This is a genomic window from Pseudomonas sp. NFACC16-2, from assembly GCF_900119205.1.
GTDB lineage: Bacteria > Pseudomonadota > Gammaproteobacteria > Pseudomonadales > Pseudomonadaceae > Aquipseudomonas > Aquipseudomonas fluorescens_Q.
Genome location: NZ_FPIX01000003.1, coordinates 147,716 through 165,317 on the forward strand (window position 1 = coordinate 147,716; position 17,602 = coordinate 165,317).

General features: G+C 64.1%; 6 protein-coding genes. 5 read left to right on the plus strand and 1 reads right to left on the minus strand.

Annotation, left to right across the window (positions count from 1 at the left end; genetic code table 11):
• Nucleotides 1–30: 30 nt before the first annotated feature.
• The 3 genes from BT116_RS05070 (at nt 31) to BT116_RS05080 (ending at nt 2,636) form a co-directional block, all read left to right on the plus strand.
• On the plus strand, nt 31–657 hold the full coding sequence (locus tag BT116_RS05070; protein WP_072340675.1) for a TetR/AcrR family transcriptional regulator: 627 nt from the start codon (nt 31–33) through the stop codon (nt 655–657).
• A 118-nt stretch (nt 658–775) separates the two neighbouring features.
• Entirely contained in the window at nt 776–1,552 is a 777-nt protein-coding gene (locus BT116_RS05075; RefSeq protein ID WP_072340678.1) for a substrate-binding periplasmic protein, read from the plus strand.
• A gap of 70 nt (nt 1,553–1,622) precedes the next feature.
• Nucleotides 1,623–2,636, plus strand: coding sequence for a GNAT family N-acetyltransferase (locus BT116_RS05080; RefSeq protein WP_072340682.1), 1,014 nt, complete (start codon nt 1,623–1,625; stop codon nt 2,634–2,636).
• 74 nt (nt 2,637–2,710) lie between these two features.
• On the opposite strand, the gene BT116_RS05085 is transcribed toward BT116_RS05080, so the two are convergent.
• On the minus strand, nt 2,711–3,259 hold the full coding sequence (locus tag BT116_RS05085; protein ID WP_024619408.1) for an RNA polymerase factor sigma-70: 549 nt from the start codon (nt 3,257–3,259) through the stop codon (nt 2,711–2,713).
• Between the two features lie 281 nt (nt 3,260–3,540).
• On the opposite strand from BT116_RS05085, the gene BT116_RS05090 reads away from it, so the two are divergent.
• Both BT116_RS05090 and BT116_RS05095 read left to right on the plus strand, forming a co-directional pair.
• Nucleotides 3,541–16,527, plus strand: coding sequence for a non-ribosomal peptide synthetase (locus BT116_RS05090; RefSeq protein WP_072340686.1), 12,987 nt, complete (start codon nt 3,541–3,543; stop codon nt 16,525–16,527).
• A gap of 186 nt (nt 16,528–16,713) precedes the next feature.
• Nucleotides 16,714–17,526 (plus strand): alpha/beta fold hydrolase, encoded by an 813-nt coding sequence (locus BT116_RS05095; protein ID WP_072340691.1) that lies wholly within the window; start codon nt 16,714–16,716, stop codon nt 17,524–17,526.
• The last annotated feature ends 76 nt before the right edge of the window (nt 17,527–17,602 follow it).

Sequence of the window (17,602 nt, forward strand, 5' to 3'; positions counted from 1 at the left end):
CGTTGGTTGATCGACTGTAGGAGAGAATGGGTGGACGAGCAAAAAGCCCTGGGCGTGATGCGGGAGCTGGTCGACAACGGGCAACTGACCGACCCGGACAGTGCGCGCGGCAAACTGCTCCAGACCGCCGCCCACCTGTTTCGCAACAAAGGCTTCGAGCGCACCACGGTGCGTGACCTGGCCAGTGCCGTGGGTATTCAGTCGGGCAGCATCTTTCACCATTTCAAGAGCAAGGACGACATCCTGCGGGCGGTGATGGAAGAAACCATCCGCTACAACACCGCATTGATGCGCGCAGCCCTGGCCGAGGCCGGCAGCGTGCGTGAGCGGGTATTGGCGCTGATCCGCTGCGAATTGCAGTCGATCATGGGCGGCACCGGCGAGGCCATGGCGGTGCTGGTCTATGAATGGCGTTCGTTATCGCAGCAAGGGCAGCGGCACGTGCTGGCCCTGCGTGATATTTATGAAGACTTGTGGCTCGAGGTCCTGGGCCAGGCCAAGGAGGCCGGGTATATTCGCGGTGACGTGTTCATTACCCGGCGGTTCCTCACGGGAGCGTTGTCCTGGACCACCACCTGGTTTCGCGCCGAAGGCAGCCTGAGCCTCGATGAGCTGGCCGAGCAAGCCCTGATCCTGGTGCTTGAAGAAAAACAATAATCGAGCAGTACCTTAAATGACCGTGTGTGGCTGGCTAAGTGACTGAAACCGCCTAGCTTGATTGTTATTGATGGGGACTTTTGGGGAGTGGGTTATCTTGACGTTTTCGCCGATGGGGATGACCTCGCGTCTGGTGCTGGCTGCTCTGGCCGTTTTCCTGGCGTTGCCGACCGAGGCAGCGCAACTGGTACGGATCGGTGCGGCGCATTTTCCGCCTTATACCGTTCGTCCTGAGAACGGCGCCGACACCGGCCTGCTGCCGCAAATGGTGGAGGCCTTGAATAAGGCGCAAACCGACTATCAGTTCGTGCTGGTGCCGACATCGATCCCGCGTCGCTTCAATGATTTCAAGCAGGGCCGGGTCGACATGGCGATTTTCGAGAATCCCGAATGGGGTTGGCAGGATGTGCCGCACACGTCGGTGGACATGGGCCTGGAAGATGCGGAAGTCTTCGTCGCCCAGCGCCAGCCGGAGCGCCAGCAAAGTTATTTCGCCGACCTCAGGGGCAAGCGCCTGGCGTTGTTCAGCGGTTATCACTACGCCTTTGCCGAATTCAACGCCGACCCCAAGTTTCTCGTCGGTCAATACAACGCCACGCTGACGTATTCCCACGACAGCAATCTGCTGATGGTCTTGCGCGGGCGGGCGGATATCGCCCTGGTGACCCGTTCGTACCTCAACGATTACGTGTTGCGTAATCCCGAAGTCGGCCCGCAATTGCTGGTGTCTGAGCGCATCGATCAGGTTTATCACCATTACGCGCTGATCCGGCCACAGGCGCCCATTTCCAGTGAGGCGTTTGCACAGTTGCTGCAGATGCTGCGGGATAACGGTCAGTTGCTGAACATTTTCCAGCCCTACCAGATTCATCTGGTGCCCATGCATGCCCATTGAATGCGCCACTAAATTTCCCTTCCTGGCTCACGTCCCACGTTGACTACCGACGAATACGCGAGCCCCTCCCATGTCCAACCTCAACCACCCGACGACGTTGCCCTTGCCCGGCGGCCGTCGCCTCGGCGCCGATGAAACCGAACGCCACCTGAGCCTGATGCTCGAAGGTGCGCCGCTGATCCGGCTGCGCCTTGCGCGCGGTCCCGAGTTGCACGTGCACTTGCAGGAGATCAACGACCGCCCGGTGGGCCCGGCGCTATGGGCGGCCTGCTATTGGCTGTTTGCTCGCCATCCCGACTGCCAGCGCCTGACCTGGCACCTTAACGAGCGCCCCGGCGAAGCCTTGCTCAGCGGTTTGTTGACGGCCACTGAACGTGCCGGTGAGTACTTTTGCGAGCGCACAATGTTCTGGCAATTGCCGCAGCCCTGGCTGGGGGAGTCGTTCAACGGCAGTTACCCGCAACAGATGGTCATCACCGATGGCCGCCGCCATCCACGTCGGCCCATCAAGCCCCGTGGCGAGGTGTACCGGCGTTTCGATGCGCGGCTGGGGGCCTGGGTGTCCTTGCGCACCCTGGAAATCGAGCAGGACTTGGAACGTTTCAACCGCTGGCAGAACAGCCCGCGGGTGGCGAGCTTCTGGCAGGAGGAGGGCAGCCTGGAACAGCATCGCCAGTACCTGGGCAAGCTGCAGGCCGATCCCCGGGTCTTGACCCTGATCGGCTGTTTCGATGACCAGCCGTTCGCTTATTTCGAAGCCTATTGGGCCAAGGAAGATCGCATCGCGCCGTTCTATGACGCCGGCAACTACGATCGCGGCATCCACATGTTGGTGGGTGAAGAGCAACACCGGGGGCCGCACAAGGTTGCCAGTTGGCTGTCGGCGCTGGTGCATTACCTGTTCCTGGACGATCCGCGCACCCAGCGCGTGGTCGCCGAGCCCCGGGCCGACAATGCCCGGATGATCGGGCATCTGCACAACCAGTGTTTCCACTGTGAAAAGGAATTTGATTTCCCGCACAAACGCGCGGCGCTGATGATCCTGGGGCGTGAGCGGTTTTTTGATCGGTGTGGGTTGATGTAAGGGGCGGGGCGGTCATCAGGCCGCCATCGCGTGCAAGACTTGCCCGCGATGGGGCCGCAACTAACACCCCCCTATCACCGCCGGGCGAAGGTATCCCCGCGAACCCCCGACACCTTGCGGCAATGCACCAGGGCATCGCGGATCATGAAGTTCACCAGGGTCGGCGAGACCCCCAGTTCCTTGGCGATGTCCTTCTGTGGCACGCCATGCAGGCGATACATCTCGAAGGCATAGCGGGTGCGGCTGGGCAGCTCGGTCAGCGCATCGGCGATGTGTTCCAGCGTGGAAAAGTTGATATGGGAGGTTTCTGGCGAAGCACCCTGGATCACCACGTTCAACCCTTCCTCTTCCGGCCCCGAGTATTTCTGTTCCAGCGCCTGCTTGCGGTAGTGGTCGATCGCCAGGTTGCGCACGATCTGGAACAGATAGCTGAGCTGCGCCTTGAACGAGGAGGTGATCTGGGGCGCCGATTGCAGCCGGAAAAACGCGTCCTGCACCACATCCTCCGCGCGGGATCGGCAGCCGGTAATGCGTGCCGCGATCTTGACCAGGATCAATCGGTTGTCCACGAATGCCTGGAGTAACGGTGAGTCGCACCTGCTTGTGGATACTTGTTCCGTCATGGAATTCACCTTGCTGCAAAAAGTTAGCAGGACATCCGGATGCCGGATCCGTCCTACACATCGAGCGCCAAATTAGGCTTAATGATAATGATTGTCAATTGAGAAGAAGAATTATTGATGCAATAAAGTCCAGCCTCGGCACCGCGACCCATTGCCGCGGTGCCTGGCAGCTGGCTGCTTCGCCGCAGGCCTCGGTGAGTCGGCTGCCCGACTAATTATTTGCCGCGGCTATCCGTTCCATGGGGGACAACTTGCAAGCCGAATTCAGGCAGGAAACCCCCATGACCGACGCGTTCGAATTCCCCAGCACCCTGGCTCATGCCCTCCAGCGCCGCGCCGCGTTGACGCCGGACCGGGTGGCCCTGCGCTTCCTTGCCGACACCCCCGGGCAGGGTGTGGTGTTGAGTTATCGCGACCTGGACTTGCGTGCCCGGACCATCGCCGCCGCTTTGCAGGCCGAGGCCGCGCTGGGTGATCGCGCCGTGCTGCTGTTCCCCAGCGGCCCTGACTACGTTGCGGCGTTCTTTGGTTGCCTCTATGCCGGGGTGATTGCCGTGCCGGCCTATCCGCCGGAGTCCACCCGTCGCCATCATCAAGAGCGCTTGCTGTCGATCATTGCCGACGCCGAACCGCGCCTGTTGCTCACCCGCAGTGATCTGCGCGAGCCGTTGCAAGCCATCGAATCGGCGCCGCCGGTGTTGTGTGTCGATACCCTCGACCCGGCCCGCGCCGGGCAATGGCGGATGCCGACGCTGCAGGACGATGACATTGCCTTCCTGCAATACACCTCCGGCTCCACCGCGTTGCCCAAGGGTGTGCAGGTCAGCCACGGCAACCTGGTGGCCAACGAGTTGCTGATCCGCCATGGCTTTGGCATCGACCTGAACCCTGATGACGTCATCGTCAGTTGGCTACCGCTGTACCACGACATGGGCTTGATCGGCGGTTTGCTGCAGCCGGTGTTCAGCGGCGTCCCGTGCGTGCTGATGTCGCCGGCCTACTTCCTGGCCCGCCCCCTGCGTTGGCTCGAAGCGATCAGCGAATACGGCGGCACCATCAGCGGTGGCCCGGACTTCGCCTATCGGCTGTGCAGCGAACGGGTCAGTGACTCGGCCTTGGAGCGTCTCGACCTGAGCGGCTGGCGCGTGGCCTATTCCGGTTCCGAGCCAATCCGCCTCGACACGCTGGAGCGGTTTGCCGAGAAGTTCGCCCCGTGCGGTTTCACGCCGGACAATTTCATGGCCTCCTACGGCCTGGCCGAAGCGACCCTGTTCGTCGCCGGCACGCCACGCCGTCACGGCATTCCTTCGTTGCGGGTGGACGATGCGGCACTGGCGCAAAACCGAGCCGAGCCGGGGCAGGGCAGTGCGGTGATGAGTTGCGGTGTCAGTCAGCCCGGGCACGCGGTGCTGATCGTCGAGCCCGCTACGGCGCAGCCGTTGGCTGACAACCAGGTCGGTGAAGTCTGGGCTGCCGGCCCGAGCATCGCCCTGGGCTATTGGCGCAACCCCGAAGCCAGCGCCAAGACCTTTGTCCAGCACGATGGCCGGACCTGGCTGCGTACCGGCGACCTGGGTTTCCTGCGTGACGGCGAGCTGTTCATCACCGGTCGCCTGAAAGACCTGCTGATCGTGCGCGGGCATAACCTCTATCCCCAGGACATCGAGCAAGCCATCGAGCGCGAAGTGGAGGTGGTGCGCAAGGGGCGCGTGGCCGCGTTCGCGGTCAACGATGGCGGCGAGGAAGGCATTGGCATCGCTGCGGAAATCAGCCGCAGCGTGCAGAAAATCCTGCCGCCCGAAGCCTTGATCAAAGCTATTCGCCAGGCCGTGGCCGAGGCCTGCCAGCAAGCCCCGAGCGTGGTGGCGCTGCTCAATCCCGGCGCGTTGCCCAAGACCTCCAGCGGCAAGTTGCAGCGCTCGGCGTGTCGCAGTCGATTGGCCGACGGCAGCTTGGACAGTTATGCACAGTTCCCGTCAGCCGAGGTAGAAGACGCTGATGAGTCTGCGCCGTCCTCCGAGCTGCAAACGCTCATCGGCCAAATCTGGCGGGAGCAACTGCAGGTCGAACAAGTCCAGGCTGACGATCACTTCTTCCTGTTGGGCGGTAATTCCATCGCCGCCACCCAGGTGATCGCCCGGCTACGGGAAATCCTGGGGCTGGAACTGAACCTGCGCCTGCTGTTCGAAGCCCCGACCCTGGCCGCGTTCGCCGAAGCGGTGGCGAACCAGCAACAGGACGGCGGCCAGCCTCAAGGAGCGATCAGCGCATTGTCGCGGGACGAAGCGTTGCCGCAATCCCTGGCCCAGAACCGTTTGTGGATTACCTGGCGGCTTGACCCGACGAGCCATGCCTACAATATTCCCGGCGCCTTGCGCCTGCGCGGCGCGCTGGACGAAAACGCGTTGCGCAGCAGTTTCCAGCAACTGATCGAGCGTCATGAGTCCCTGCGCACGCGGTTCCTGGAGCGCGATGGCGTGGCCCTGCAACAGGTCGATCCAGCAGGGGAATTCAAGCTGCATGTCATCGACCTCGGCGACCTGCCTGCCGACTCGCGCGAAGCCCGGGCGCGGCAGGTTCGAGAAGACGAAGCGGCCACGCTGTTCGATCTGGAGAAGGGGCCGCTGCTGCGGGTCAGCCTGTTGCGCCTCGACGAGGATGACCATCAACTGCTGGTGACGCTGCACCACATCATCGCCGACGGCTGGTCGATGAATGTATTGATCGAAGAGTTCTCCCGCGTGTACGCCGCCGCCTCCCAAGGCCAGGTTGCTGAACTGGCGCCATTGCCCTTGCAATACGCCGACTACGGCAGTTGGCAACGCCAATGGCTCGCCCAGGGCGAGGCCGAGCGCCAACTGAGCTACTGGAAGCAGCAACTGGACGCGGAACATTCGGCCTTGGCGCTGGGCACGGATCATCCACGCAGCGCGCAACGCCAGCGCAGCGCCGCGCGGCACAGCCTGCGCCTGGACAAGGACCTCGGCGAGGCCCTGCGCCACGTGGCCCAGGCCCATGACGCGACGCCGTTCATGCTGTTGCTGGCAGCCTTCCAGGCGCTGTTGCAGCGTTACAGCGGGCAATCCGACATTCGCATCGGCGTGCCCAACGCCAACCGTCCGCGCCTGGAAACCCAGGGGCTGATCGGCTTCTTCATCAACACCCAGGTCCTGCGCGGGCAGGTCGATTCCCGTCAACCGTTTGCCGCGTTGCTGGCCCAGGCCCGGGAAGCCACGCTCGGGGCCCAGGCCCACCAGGACCTGCCATTCGAACAATTGCTCGAAGCGTTTCCCGAGGCGCGCGAGCAAGGCCTGTTCCAAGTGATGTTCAACCACCAGCAGCGTGACCTGGGTGCCTTGCGCCGTCTGCCGGGGCTGCTGGCCGAGGAATTGTCGTGGCACAGCCGCGAAGCCAAGTTCGACCTGCAATTGCACAGCGAAGAAGATCGCAACGGCCGGTTGACCCTGTCGTTCGACTACGCCGACGAACTGTTCGAGGCGGCGACCATCGAGCGGCTGGCAGCCCATTACTGCAACCTGTTGCGGGCGGTCTGTGCCGATCCGCAGCAAGCCATCGGCGATGTACCGTTATTGAGCGCCGATGAACACAGCCAACAGCAGCAGTGGAGCGCGGCCCCATGCGCGCCGGCCAGCCAATGGCTGCCGGAGCTGTTGAACGAGCAGGCCCGCAGCACGCCGCAACGGATCGCCCTGCGCTGGGACGGTGGTCAACTCGATTATGCCGAGCTGCACGCCCAGGCCAATCGCCTGGCCCATTACCTGCGGGACAAGGGCGTGGGCCCGGACGTGTGCGTGGCGATTGCCTGCGAGCGCTCGCCGCAGTTGCTCGTTGGTGTACTGGCCATCATCAAGGCCGGCGGTGCCTATGTGCCGCTGGATGCGGACTACCCGGCCGAACGCCTGGCCTACATGCTCGACGACAGCGGCGTCGACCTGCTGCTGACCCAGACCGCGTTGCTGGAGCGTTTGCCAACCTGCGACGGCGTCAGTGTCATCGCCATGGACGCCTTGCACCTGGAACAATGGCCGAGCAACCCGCCGGGCCTGCACCTGCACGGCGACCACCTGGCCTACGTGATCTACACCTCCGGCTCCACCGGCCAGCCCAAAGGCGTCGGCAACACCCATGCGGCCCTGGCCGAGCGCCTGCAATGGATGCAAGCGACCTATGGGCTCGATGCCACCGATGTGCTGATGCAAAAGGCCCCCATCAGTTTCGACGTGTCGGTCTGGGAGTGCTTCTGGCCGCTGATCACCGGCAGTCAACTGGTCCTGGCTGGCCCCGGCGAGCACCGTGACCCGCACCGCATCGCCCAGTTGGTGCAGCAGTTTGGCGTCACCACGCTGCACTTCGTACCGCCGCTGCTCAGCCTGTTTATCGAAGAGCCGCTGAGCGCCCGCTGCACCAGCCTGCGCCGGCTGTTCTCTGGTGGCGAGGCCTTGCCCGCCGAACTGCGCAACCGGGTGTTGGCGCAACTGCCGTCGGTGCAATTACACAACCGCTACGGCCCGACCGAAACCGCGATCAACGTCACCCATTGGCATTGCACCGAGGCCGATGGTGAGCGCTCGCCTATCGGCCGTCCCCTGGGCAACGTCCTGTGCCGGGTACTCGACAGTGACCTCAATCCCGTGCCGGCCAGTGTGCCAGGCGAGCTGTGCATTGGCGGCCTGGGCCTGGCCCGGGGTTACCTCGGGCGTCCGGGCCTGAGCGCCGAGCGTTTTGTTGCCGACCCATTGGGACAGGCCGGTGCGCGGCTGTACCGTACCGGTGACCGTGCGCGTTGGAGCGCCGACGGCGTGATCGAGTACCTTGGCCGCCTCGACCAGCAGGTCAAGCTGCGCGGTTTTCGGGTCGAGCCACAGGAAATCGAAGCGCGGCTGCTGGCCCAGGACGGCGTCGCCCAGGTCGCGGTGCTGGTGCGCGACACCTCGGCCGGCCCGCAGTTGATCGGTTACTACACCGCGCCGGAGGTCGCCCAAGGCCAGGATGAATTGAACGCCCGGCTCAAGGCCGCCCTGGCCGCCGAACTGCCGGATTACATGGTGCCCGCCCAACTGCTGCGCCTGGACGCCATGCCTTTGAGTCCGAGCGGCAAGCTCGATCGCCGCGCCTTGCCTGAACCGCAATGGCAGGTGCGCGAGCATGTCGAGCCGGTCAGTGCCCTCCAACAGCAAATCGCCGGCATCTGGCGCGACGTGCTGGGACTGGCGCGCATCGGCTTGCGGGACGATTTTTTTGCCCTCGGCGGTCATTCGCTGCTGGCGACCCAGATCATTTCCCGCACTCGCCAGGCCTGTGACGTGGAACTGCCATTACGGGCGCTGTTCGAGGCGAGCGAGCTGGGCGCTTTCGCCGAACAAGTGCGCTTGATCCAGGCCAGCGGCCAGACCAATCGCCAGCCGCCCATCGAGAAGGTTGACCGCAGCCAACCGGTGCCGCTGTCCTACTCCCAGCAGCGCATGTGGTTCCTCTGGCAGATGGAGCCGGACAGCCCGGCCTATAACGTCGGTGGCATGGCGCGCTTGCGCGGGGTGCTGGATGTCGGGCGCTTCGAGGCGGCCTTGCAGGCGTTGATCCTGCGCCACGAAACCCTGCGCACCACGTTCCCGAGCGTTGACGGCGTGGCCCACCAGCAGGTGCACGGCGAGACGGGCCTGCGCATGGACTGGAAGGACTTCTCGATGCTGGCCTTTGATGTCCGCGAACAGCGAGTGCAGCAACTGGCCGACAGCGAGGCCCACCAACCCTTCGACCTGGAAACCGGGCCGCTGCTGCGGGCCTGTCTGGTCAAGACCGCCGAGCATGAGCATTACTTTGTCCTGACGCTGCACCACATCGTCACCGAAGGTTGGGCGATGGACATTTTCGCCCGTGAACTGAGCGCGCTGTACGAAGCCTTTATCGACGATCGCGAATCGCCCCTGGAACCTTTGCCGGTGCAGTACCTGGACTACAGCGTCTGGCAGCGTCAGTGGTTGGAGTCCGGCGAGCGTCAACGGCAGTTGGACTACTGGACCGCGCAACTGGGTCGCGAACATCCGCTGCTGGAGCTGCCCGGCGATCGCCCGCGTCCGTCGGTGCAAAGCCATCGCGGTGAACTGTTCCGTTTCGATCTCAGCGATGATTTGGCGGCGCGGGTCCGTGCCTTCAACGCGCAACAGGGCCTGACCCTGTTCATGACCATGACCGCCGCCCTGGCCGTGTTGCTCTACCGCTACAGCGGCCAGACCGACTTGCGCATCGGCGCGCCAGTGGCGAACCGCATCCGCCCGGAAAGCGAAGGGCTGATCGGTGCGTTTCTCAACACCCAAGTGTTGCGTTGCCAGCTCGACGGGCAGATGTCGGTGGGCGAGCTGTTCGAACAGGTGCGCCACACCGTCATCGAAGGCCAGTCCCACCAGGACTTGCCGTTCGATCATCTGGTGGAAGCCCTGCAACCACCGCGCAGTGCGGCTTACAACCCGCTGTTCCAGGTGATGTGCAACGTGCAGCGCTGGGAGTTCCAGCAGAGCCGCACGTTGGCCGGCATGACGGTGGAATACCTGGTCAACGACGCCCGGGCCACCAAGTTCGACCTCAACCTGGAAGTCACCGACCTGGACCAGCGCCTGGGTTGCTGCCTGACCTACAGCACCGACCTGTTCGACGAACCGCGCATCGCGCGCATGGCCGGGCACTGGCGCAATCTGCTGGAAGCGTTGCTGGACGATCCGTCCCGACGCCTGGGTGAACTGCCCTTGCTGGACACCCGCGAGCAGCAACAACTGCTCGACAGCCTGGGCGTCGAGCCCGGTGAGCATCGCCTGGATCGATGCCTCCATGAGTTGTTCGACGAGCAGCCGCGGATGCGTCCCGATGCGCCGGCCCTGACTTTTGCCGGGCAGACCCTGACGTATGCGCAACTGGACAGCAGTGCCAATCGTCTGGCCTGGATGCTGCGCGAGCGAGGCGTCGGGCCGCAGGTACGTGTCGGCCTGGCCCTGGAGCGTTCGCTGGAAATGGTCATTGGCCTGCTGGCGATTCTCAAGGCCGGCGGTGCCTATGTGCCGCTGGACCCGGAATACCCGCTGGACCGCTTGAGCTACATGATCGAGGACAGCGGCGTCAGCCTGCTGCTCAGTGACCGGGCGATGTTCCTGGCCCTCGGTGCATTGCCCGACGGCGTGGGCTGCTGGTGCCTGGAAGATGATTCGCCGGCCTTGGCGCAGTACCCGGATCACGCGCTGCCGCTGAACAACCTGCCGCAACACCAGGCCTACCTGATCTACACCTCCGGCTCCACCGGCAAGCCCAAGGGCGTGGTGGTGTCCCAGGGTGAAATCGCCATGCATTGCCAGGCAGTGATCCAGCGTTTCGGCATGCGCCCGGACGATTGCGAGCTGCATTTCTATTCCATCAACTTCGATGCGGCCACTGAACGTCTGCTGGTGCCATTGCTCAGTGGCGCCCACGTGGTGCTGCGGGCCCAGGGCCAATGGGACGCCGAGGAAATCTGCGGGCTGATTCGCCAGCATCGCATCAACATTCTTGGCTTCACCCCCAGCTACGGCAGCCAGTTGGCGCAGTGGCTGGCGACCCAGGGACAGACCCTGCCGGTGCGCATGTGCATCACCGGTGGCGAAGCCCTGACGGGCGAGCATTTGCAGCGCATTCGCGCGGCGTTCAACCCGAGCCTGTTCTTCAACGCCTATGGCCCGACCGAAACCGTGGTCATGCCGTTGGCAAGCCTGGCTCCGGAGCGACTGGAGGAGGGCGCGGCCAGTGTGCCGATTGGCAGCGTGATCGGGGCCCGGGTGGCGTATATCCTCGACGCCGACCTGGCGTTGGTGCCGCCAGGCGCCACGGGTGAGTTGTATGTGGGCGGCGCCGGTCTGGCCCAGGGTTATCACCAGCGTCCGGGGATGACCGCCGAGCGTTTCGTCGCCGACCCGTTCGCCACCGAGGGCGGACGCCTCTATCGCACTGGCGACCTGGTGCGCCAGCGTGCCGATGGGCTGGTGGAGTACCTGGGACGGATCGACCATCAGGTGAAAATCCGCGGCTTTCGCATCGAGCTGGGGGAAATCGAAACCCGTTTGCTGGAACATGACGCGGTGCGCGAGGCCGTGGTCCTGGCCCTCGACACGCCGGGGGGCAAGCAACTGGCCGGCTATCTGGTGAGCGACGTCGCCAGCCAGGACGACGGGCGACAAGCGGCCCTGCGCGACGCCTTGAAAAACCACCTCAAGGCCCAGTTGCCGGACTACATGGTACCCACGCACCTGATCCTGCTGGCGAGCATGCCGCTGACCGCCAACGGCAAGCTCGACCGGCGCGCCTTGCCGATGCCCGATCCCGAACTCAATCGCCAACACTACGTGGCGCCGAGCAATGCCCTGGAGCAAACCTTGGCGGCGATCTGGTGCGACGTGCTGAACGTCGGGCAAGTGGGCCTTAACGATAACTTCTTCGAGCTGGGCGGCGATTCGATCCTGTCCATCCAGGTGGTCAGCCGCGCCCGGCAGCAGGGCATTCATTTCACGCCCCGGGACTTGTTCCAGCACCAGACCGTACAGACTTTGGCCGCGGTTGCCACGCGCAGCCAGCAGGTGCTTGCCGAGCAGGGCTTGTTGCAGGGTGAGTCCGGGTTGACGCCGATCCAGCACTGGTTCTTCGAGCGCCCGATCCCCAACCGGCATCACTGGAACCAGGCACTGGTGCTGGAGCCGACTACGGCCCTGGCGCCGCAACCGCTGGAACAGGCACTGCGCAGCCTTCTCCAGCACCATGATGCCTTGCGCCTGGGCTTCGACGAAAGCACCGGGCACTGGCGGGCCGAGCACCAGCCGTTGTCTGGTGCGGCGCTGTTGCGGCACGTGTCCGTGGACACCGCGCAGGATTGCGAAGCGTTGTTTGCCGAGACGCAGAGCCGTTTCAATCTGGCCACCGGGCCATTGCTGCGCGCAGTGCTGGCGCAGTTCCCCGACGGCCAGCAACGGTTGCTGATCGTCATCCATCACCTGGTGGTCGATGGTGTGTCGTGGCGGGTGTTGATGGACGATTTGCAAACCGTCTATCGCCCGCTCGCCATCGGGCAGGCAGCGCAACTGTCGGCCAAGACCAGCCCATTGCGGGACTGGGCCGCGCGCTTGCAGGCTTACGCCGGCAGCGAATCTCTGCGCGAAGAACTGGCGTGGTGGCAAGCACAGTTGAGCGGCGCGCAGGTGCCGCTGCCGTGTGCGAATCCCGAGGGCGGGCTCCTGGAACGTCACGCTGAAACCGTCAGCGTGCGCCTGGACGCCGAGCGCACCCGGCAACTGTTGCAACAGGCGCCGAGCGCCTACCGCACCCAAGTCAACGACCTGCTGCTTACCGCCCTGGCTCGTGTGCTGTGCCGCTGGAGCGGCCATGCCTCGGCCCTGGTCCAGCTTGAAGGCCACGGCCGCGAAGCGCTGTTCGACGACCTTGACCTGACCCGCACCGTCGGCTGGTTCACCAGCGTCTATCCCGTGCGCCTGAGCCCAGCGGCCGAAGGCTTCGGAGCGTCTATCAAGGCCATCAAGGAACAATTGCGCGCAGTGCCCCACAAGGGCCTCGGCCATGGCGTATTGCGCTACCTGGCCGACGCCGCGACTCGCCAGACGATGGCCAACCTGCCGCATGCGGCGATCACCTTCAACTACCTGGGCCAGCTTGACCAGACCTTGGGTCATGATGCGCTGTTCCAGCCGCTGGAGGCGCCGTTGGGGGCGATCCACGATCCCGATGCGCCGCTGCCCAATGAGCTGAGTGTCGACAGCCAGGTCAGCGGTGGCGAGTTGCTGCTGCGCTGGACGTTCAGCCGCGAACGGCATGATCGTCAGGCCATCGCGACCCTGGCCGATGCCTACCTCGATGAGTTGCAACGCCTGATCGAGCACTGCCTGACAGACGAGGCGGGCGGCCTGACACCATCGGACTTCCCCTTGGCGAAGCTGACCCAGGGCCAGCTCGACAGCCTGCCGGTGCCGGCCGCGCAGATCGAGGACGTCTACCCGCTGACGCCGATGCAGGAAGGCATGCTGCTGCACACCTTGCTGGAACCGGGCACGGGCCTGTACTACATGCAGGATCGCTACCGCATCAACAGCGAACTGGACCCGCAGCGTTTTGCCCAGGCCTGGCAGGCGGTCATTGCCCGGCATGAAGCCTTGCGCGCGTCGTTCTGCTGGAACGTTGGCGAAGACATGTTGCAAATTATCCACCGGCCCGGCAGCACGCCGGTGGATTATCTCGACTGGTCCGAGGTGCCCGAAGACGCCCAGGAAACCAAGCTCCAGGCCCTGCTCAAGGACGAGCGCGAGGCCGGTTTCGATCTGTTGAACCAGGCGCCGTTCCACCTGCGACTGATTCGGGTCGGCGCGGCACGCTACTGGTTCATGATGAGTAACCACCACATCCTCATCGATGCGTGGTGCCGTTCGCTGCTGATGGATGACTTCTTCGAGATCTACACCGCCCTGGGTGAAAACCGCGAACCGCAGTTGACCGTGCCGCCGCGCTATCGCGACTACATCGGCTGGTTGCAGCACCAGAGCCTGGCCGAAGCCCGCCAGTGGTGGCAGCACAACCTGCAAGGCTTCGAGCGGACCACGCCGATCCCTGGCGACCGGCCGTTCCTGCGCGAGCACGCCGGTGACAGCGGCGGCATGATCGTCGGCGACTGCTACACCCGTCTCGATACCCGGGACGGCGCACGGCTGCGGGAACTGGCCCAGGCCCATCAACTGACGGTCAATACCTTCGCCCAGGCGGCGTGGGCCCTGGTCCTGCGCCGGGTCAGCGGCGAGCGCGACGTGCTGTTCGGCGTCACCGTGGCTGGGCGCCCGGTGGAGCTGCCGCAGATGCAACGCACTGTGGGGCTGTTCATCAACAGCATCGCCTTGCGCGTGCAGATGCCCGAGGACCATCAACGCTGCAGCGTGCGCCAGTGGCTCAGCGATTTGCTGGCCCACAACATGCAACTGCGCGAGTACGAATACCTGCCGCTGGTGAACATCCAGGAGGCCAGCGAACTGCCCAAGGGCCAGCCGCTGTTCGACAGCCTGTTCGTGTTCGAGAACGCGCCGGTGGAAGTCTCGGTGCTGGACCGTGCCCAAAGCCTCAATGCCACCTCCGACTCGGGCCGCACCCACACCAACTTCCCGCTGACGGCGGTCTGCTACCCGGGAGATGATCTGGGGCTGCACCTTTCCTACGACCAGCGCTACTTCGACGAAGCCACCGTCCAGGGCCTGCTGAGTGAGTTCAAGCGGCTGCTGCTGGCGCTGATGGAGGGCTTGCACGGTGACATGAGCGAGTTGCCGCTGATCGGTGCCCAAGAGCAGGACTTCCTGATCGAAGGCTGCAACCAGAGCGAGCATGCCTATCCGTTGGAACAGAGCTACGTCGAGCTGTTCGAGGCGCGGGTCGCGGCTCATCCCCACCGCCCTGCGGTCAGTTGCCTGGACACGAGCTACAGCTACGCCGAGCTGAATGCACGCAGCAACCGCCTCGGCCACGCCCTGATCGCTGCCGGTGTCGGCCTGGATCAGCCAGTGGCGCTGCTGGCCGAACGGGATGCCGAGTTGCTGGGTATGATCATCGGCAGCTTCAAGGCCGGTGCCGGCTACCTGCCGCTGGATCCCGGCCTGCCGAGCCAGCGCCTGGGCCGCATCGTCGAATTGAGTCGCACGCCGTTACTGGTTTGCACCCAGGCCTGCCAGGCCCAGGCCCAGGCATTGCTGGACGAGTTCGCCTGTTCCGGACGACCAAAGTTGCTGGTGTGGGAAGCCGTCCAGGCCAGCGCTCTTTCGCTGGAAAACCCAGGGGTCTACAGCGGGCCGGATAACCTCGCCTACGTGATCTACACCTCCGGTTCCACCGGCCTGCCCAAAGGCGTGATGGTGGAGCAGCGAGGGATGCTCAATAACCAACTGAGCAAAGTGCCGTACCTGGCGCTGAGCGAGGCGGATGTCATCGCCCAGACGGCCTCCCAAAGCTTCGATATTTCGGTCTGGCAGTTCCTCGCCGCGCCGTTGTTCGGTGCCCGGGTCGACATCGTGCCCAACGCCATCGCCCACGACCCGCAAGGGCTGCTGGAGCATGTGCAGCAGCAGGGCATCACCGTGCTGGAAAGCGTACCGTCGCTGATCCAAGGCATGCTCGCCCAGGAACGCATCGGTCTGGACGGCTTGCGCTGGATGCTGCCCACCGGCGAAGCGATGCCGCCGGAACTGGCCCACCAGTGGTTGTTGCGTTATCCGGACATCGGTCTGGTCAACGCCTATGGCCCGGCGGAATGTTCCGACGACGTGGCGTTCTTCCGGGTGGACCTGGCCTCGACCCGTGGTACGTATCTGCCGATTGGCACGCCCACCGACAACAACCGTTTGTACCTGCTCGACGGCGCGCTGGACCTGGTGCCGCTGGGCGCGGTGGGTGAGTTGTGCGTGGCGGGCATCGGGGTTGGCCGCGGTTATGTCAGCGATCCCCTGCGTACCGCCCCAGTGTTTGTGCCGAATCCGTTCGGCGCGCCGGGGGAGCGGCTGTACCGCACCGGCGACCTGGCGCGGCGGCGCAGCGATGGGGTGTTGGAATACGTCGGTCGCATCGACCATCAGGTGAAGATCCGCGGCTACCGCATCGAGCTGGGTGAGATCGAGGCGCGCTTGCATGAACAGCCGGAAGTGCGTGATGGGGCGGTAGGCGTGCAGGAGGGCGCCAATGGCAAGCATCTGGTGGGCTACCTCGTCGCCACCGACTCGGCACTCAAACCCGCCGAACGCCTGGAGCGCATCAAGCAGCGCCTGCGGGCCGAATTGCCGGAATACATGGTGCCGCTGCACTGGCTGTGGCTCGAGCGCCTGCCGCTCAACGCCAACGGCAAGCTCGACCGCAAGGCCTTGCCGGCCCTGGAGATCGGTCAGTTGCAAAGCCAGGATTACCAGGCGCCTGGCAATGAACTGGAGCAGACCCTGGCAGACATCTGGGCCCAGGTGCTGAACGTCGAGCGGGTAGGGGTACGGGACAACTTCTTCGAACTGGGCGGGCATTCCTTGCTGGCGACGCAAATCGCCTCACGGGTGCAAAAGGCCCTGCAACGAAATGTACCGCTGCGGGCGATGTTCGAATGCAGCACGGTGCAGGAACTGGCCGACTACATCGATGGGCTGGCGGCCAGCGAGATCACCGAGGAGAAGGTGGATCGGTTGAATGATTTGATGGCGGAGTTGGAAGGAATGTAGTTTTGCGGCGTCTATGAAGACCTCATCGCGAGCGAGCTCCCCCAGGGTTTGTGATCGACACGAATCCCATGCGGGAGCTCACTCGCGATATCGGCTGCACGAACAGCGCAAAACCCAAGGTTGACGCCTCGCGCTTCGCGGCTCAGTCTCCCAAGGCTTTTTCCAGACACGAACAAGGAGGTCACCATGCCCTTTGCAATCATTGACGGACAACCGCTTCACTACCTGGACCAAGGCCAGGGCCCGGTGGTGCTGCTGGGCAGTAGTTATCTGTGGGACCACACAATGTGGGCGCCGCAGATCGAGGTGTTGTCCCAGCATTATCGGGTCATCGCCCTGGACTTGTGGGGGCACGGCCAGTCCGGGCGTTTGCCTGAGGGCATGACCTCCCTGGATGACCTGGCTCGTCAGGCATTGGCATTGATGGATCACTTGAACATCGACTGTTTCAACCTGGTCGGGCTTTCGGTGGGCGGGATGTGGGGGACGCGGCTGGCGCTGGCGGCGCCCACGCGGATCCAGTCGCTGGTGCTGATGGACACTTACGTCGGCGTCGAGCCGGAGCAGACCCGTCAGTACTACTTCTCACTGTTCGACAAGATCGAAGCCAGCGGCAGCATTCCCGAGCCGTTGCTGGACATCATCGTGCCGATCTTCTTCCGGCCGGGCATCGACCCGCAATCGGCGCTTTACCAGCAGTTTCGCGCCACATTGGCCGCGCTGCCAACCGATCGCCTGCGCGCCAGTATCGTGCCGCTGGGGCGGATCATTTTCGGTCGGGACGATATCTTGCCGCGCCTGCATGAACTGGACGCCAAGCGCACGACGGTGATGTTTGGCGACCAGGACAAACCGCGTCCACCGTCCGAGTCGCTGGAAATGGCCGAGCTGATCGGTTGCCCCCATGTAGTGATTCCGGACGCGGGGCACATTTCCAATCTTGAGAATCCGCAGTTCGTGACCGAGGCGTTGCTGGAGTTCCTGACGCGCAAGCACTGAAATTGTGGCGAGGGGATTTATCCCCGTTGGGCTGCGAAGCAGCCCTGAAACCTGACACCTCGGTGAACCTGACAAA

Excerpts from the sequence above, each read along its gene's own strand:
- BT116_RS05080 (WP_072340682.1), top strand. The coding sequence starts at position 1,623 with ATGTCCAACCTCAACCACCCGACGACGTTGCCCTTGCCCGGCGGCCGT.
- BT116_RS05090 (WP_072340686.1), top strand. The coding sequence starts at position 3,541 with ATGACCGACGCGTTCGAATTCCCCAGCACCCTGGCTCATGCCCTCCAG.
- BT116_RS05075 (WP_072340678.1), top strand. The coding sequence starts at position 776 with ATGACCTCGCGTCTGGTGCTGGCTGCTCTGGCCGTTTTCCTGGCGTTG.
- BT116_RS05085 (WP_024619408.1), bottom strand. The coding sequence starts at position 3,259 with ATGACGGAACAAGTATCCACAAGCAGGTGCGACTCACCGTTACTCCAG.
- BT116_RS05095 (WP_072340691.1), top strand. The coding sequence starts at position 16,714 with ATGCCCTTTGCAATCATTGACGGACAACCGCTTCACTACCTGGACCAA.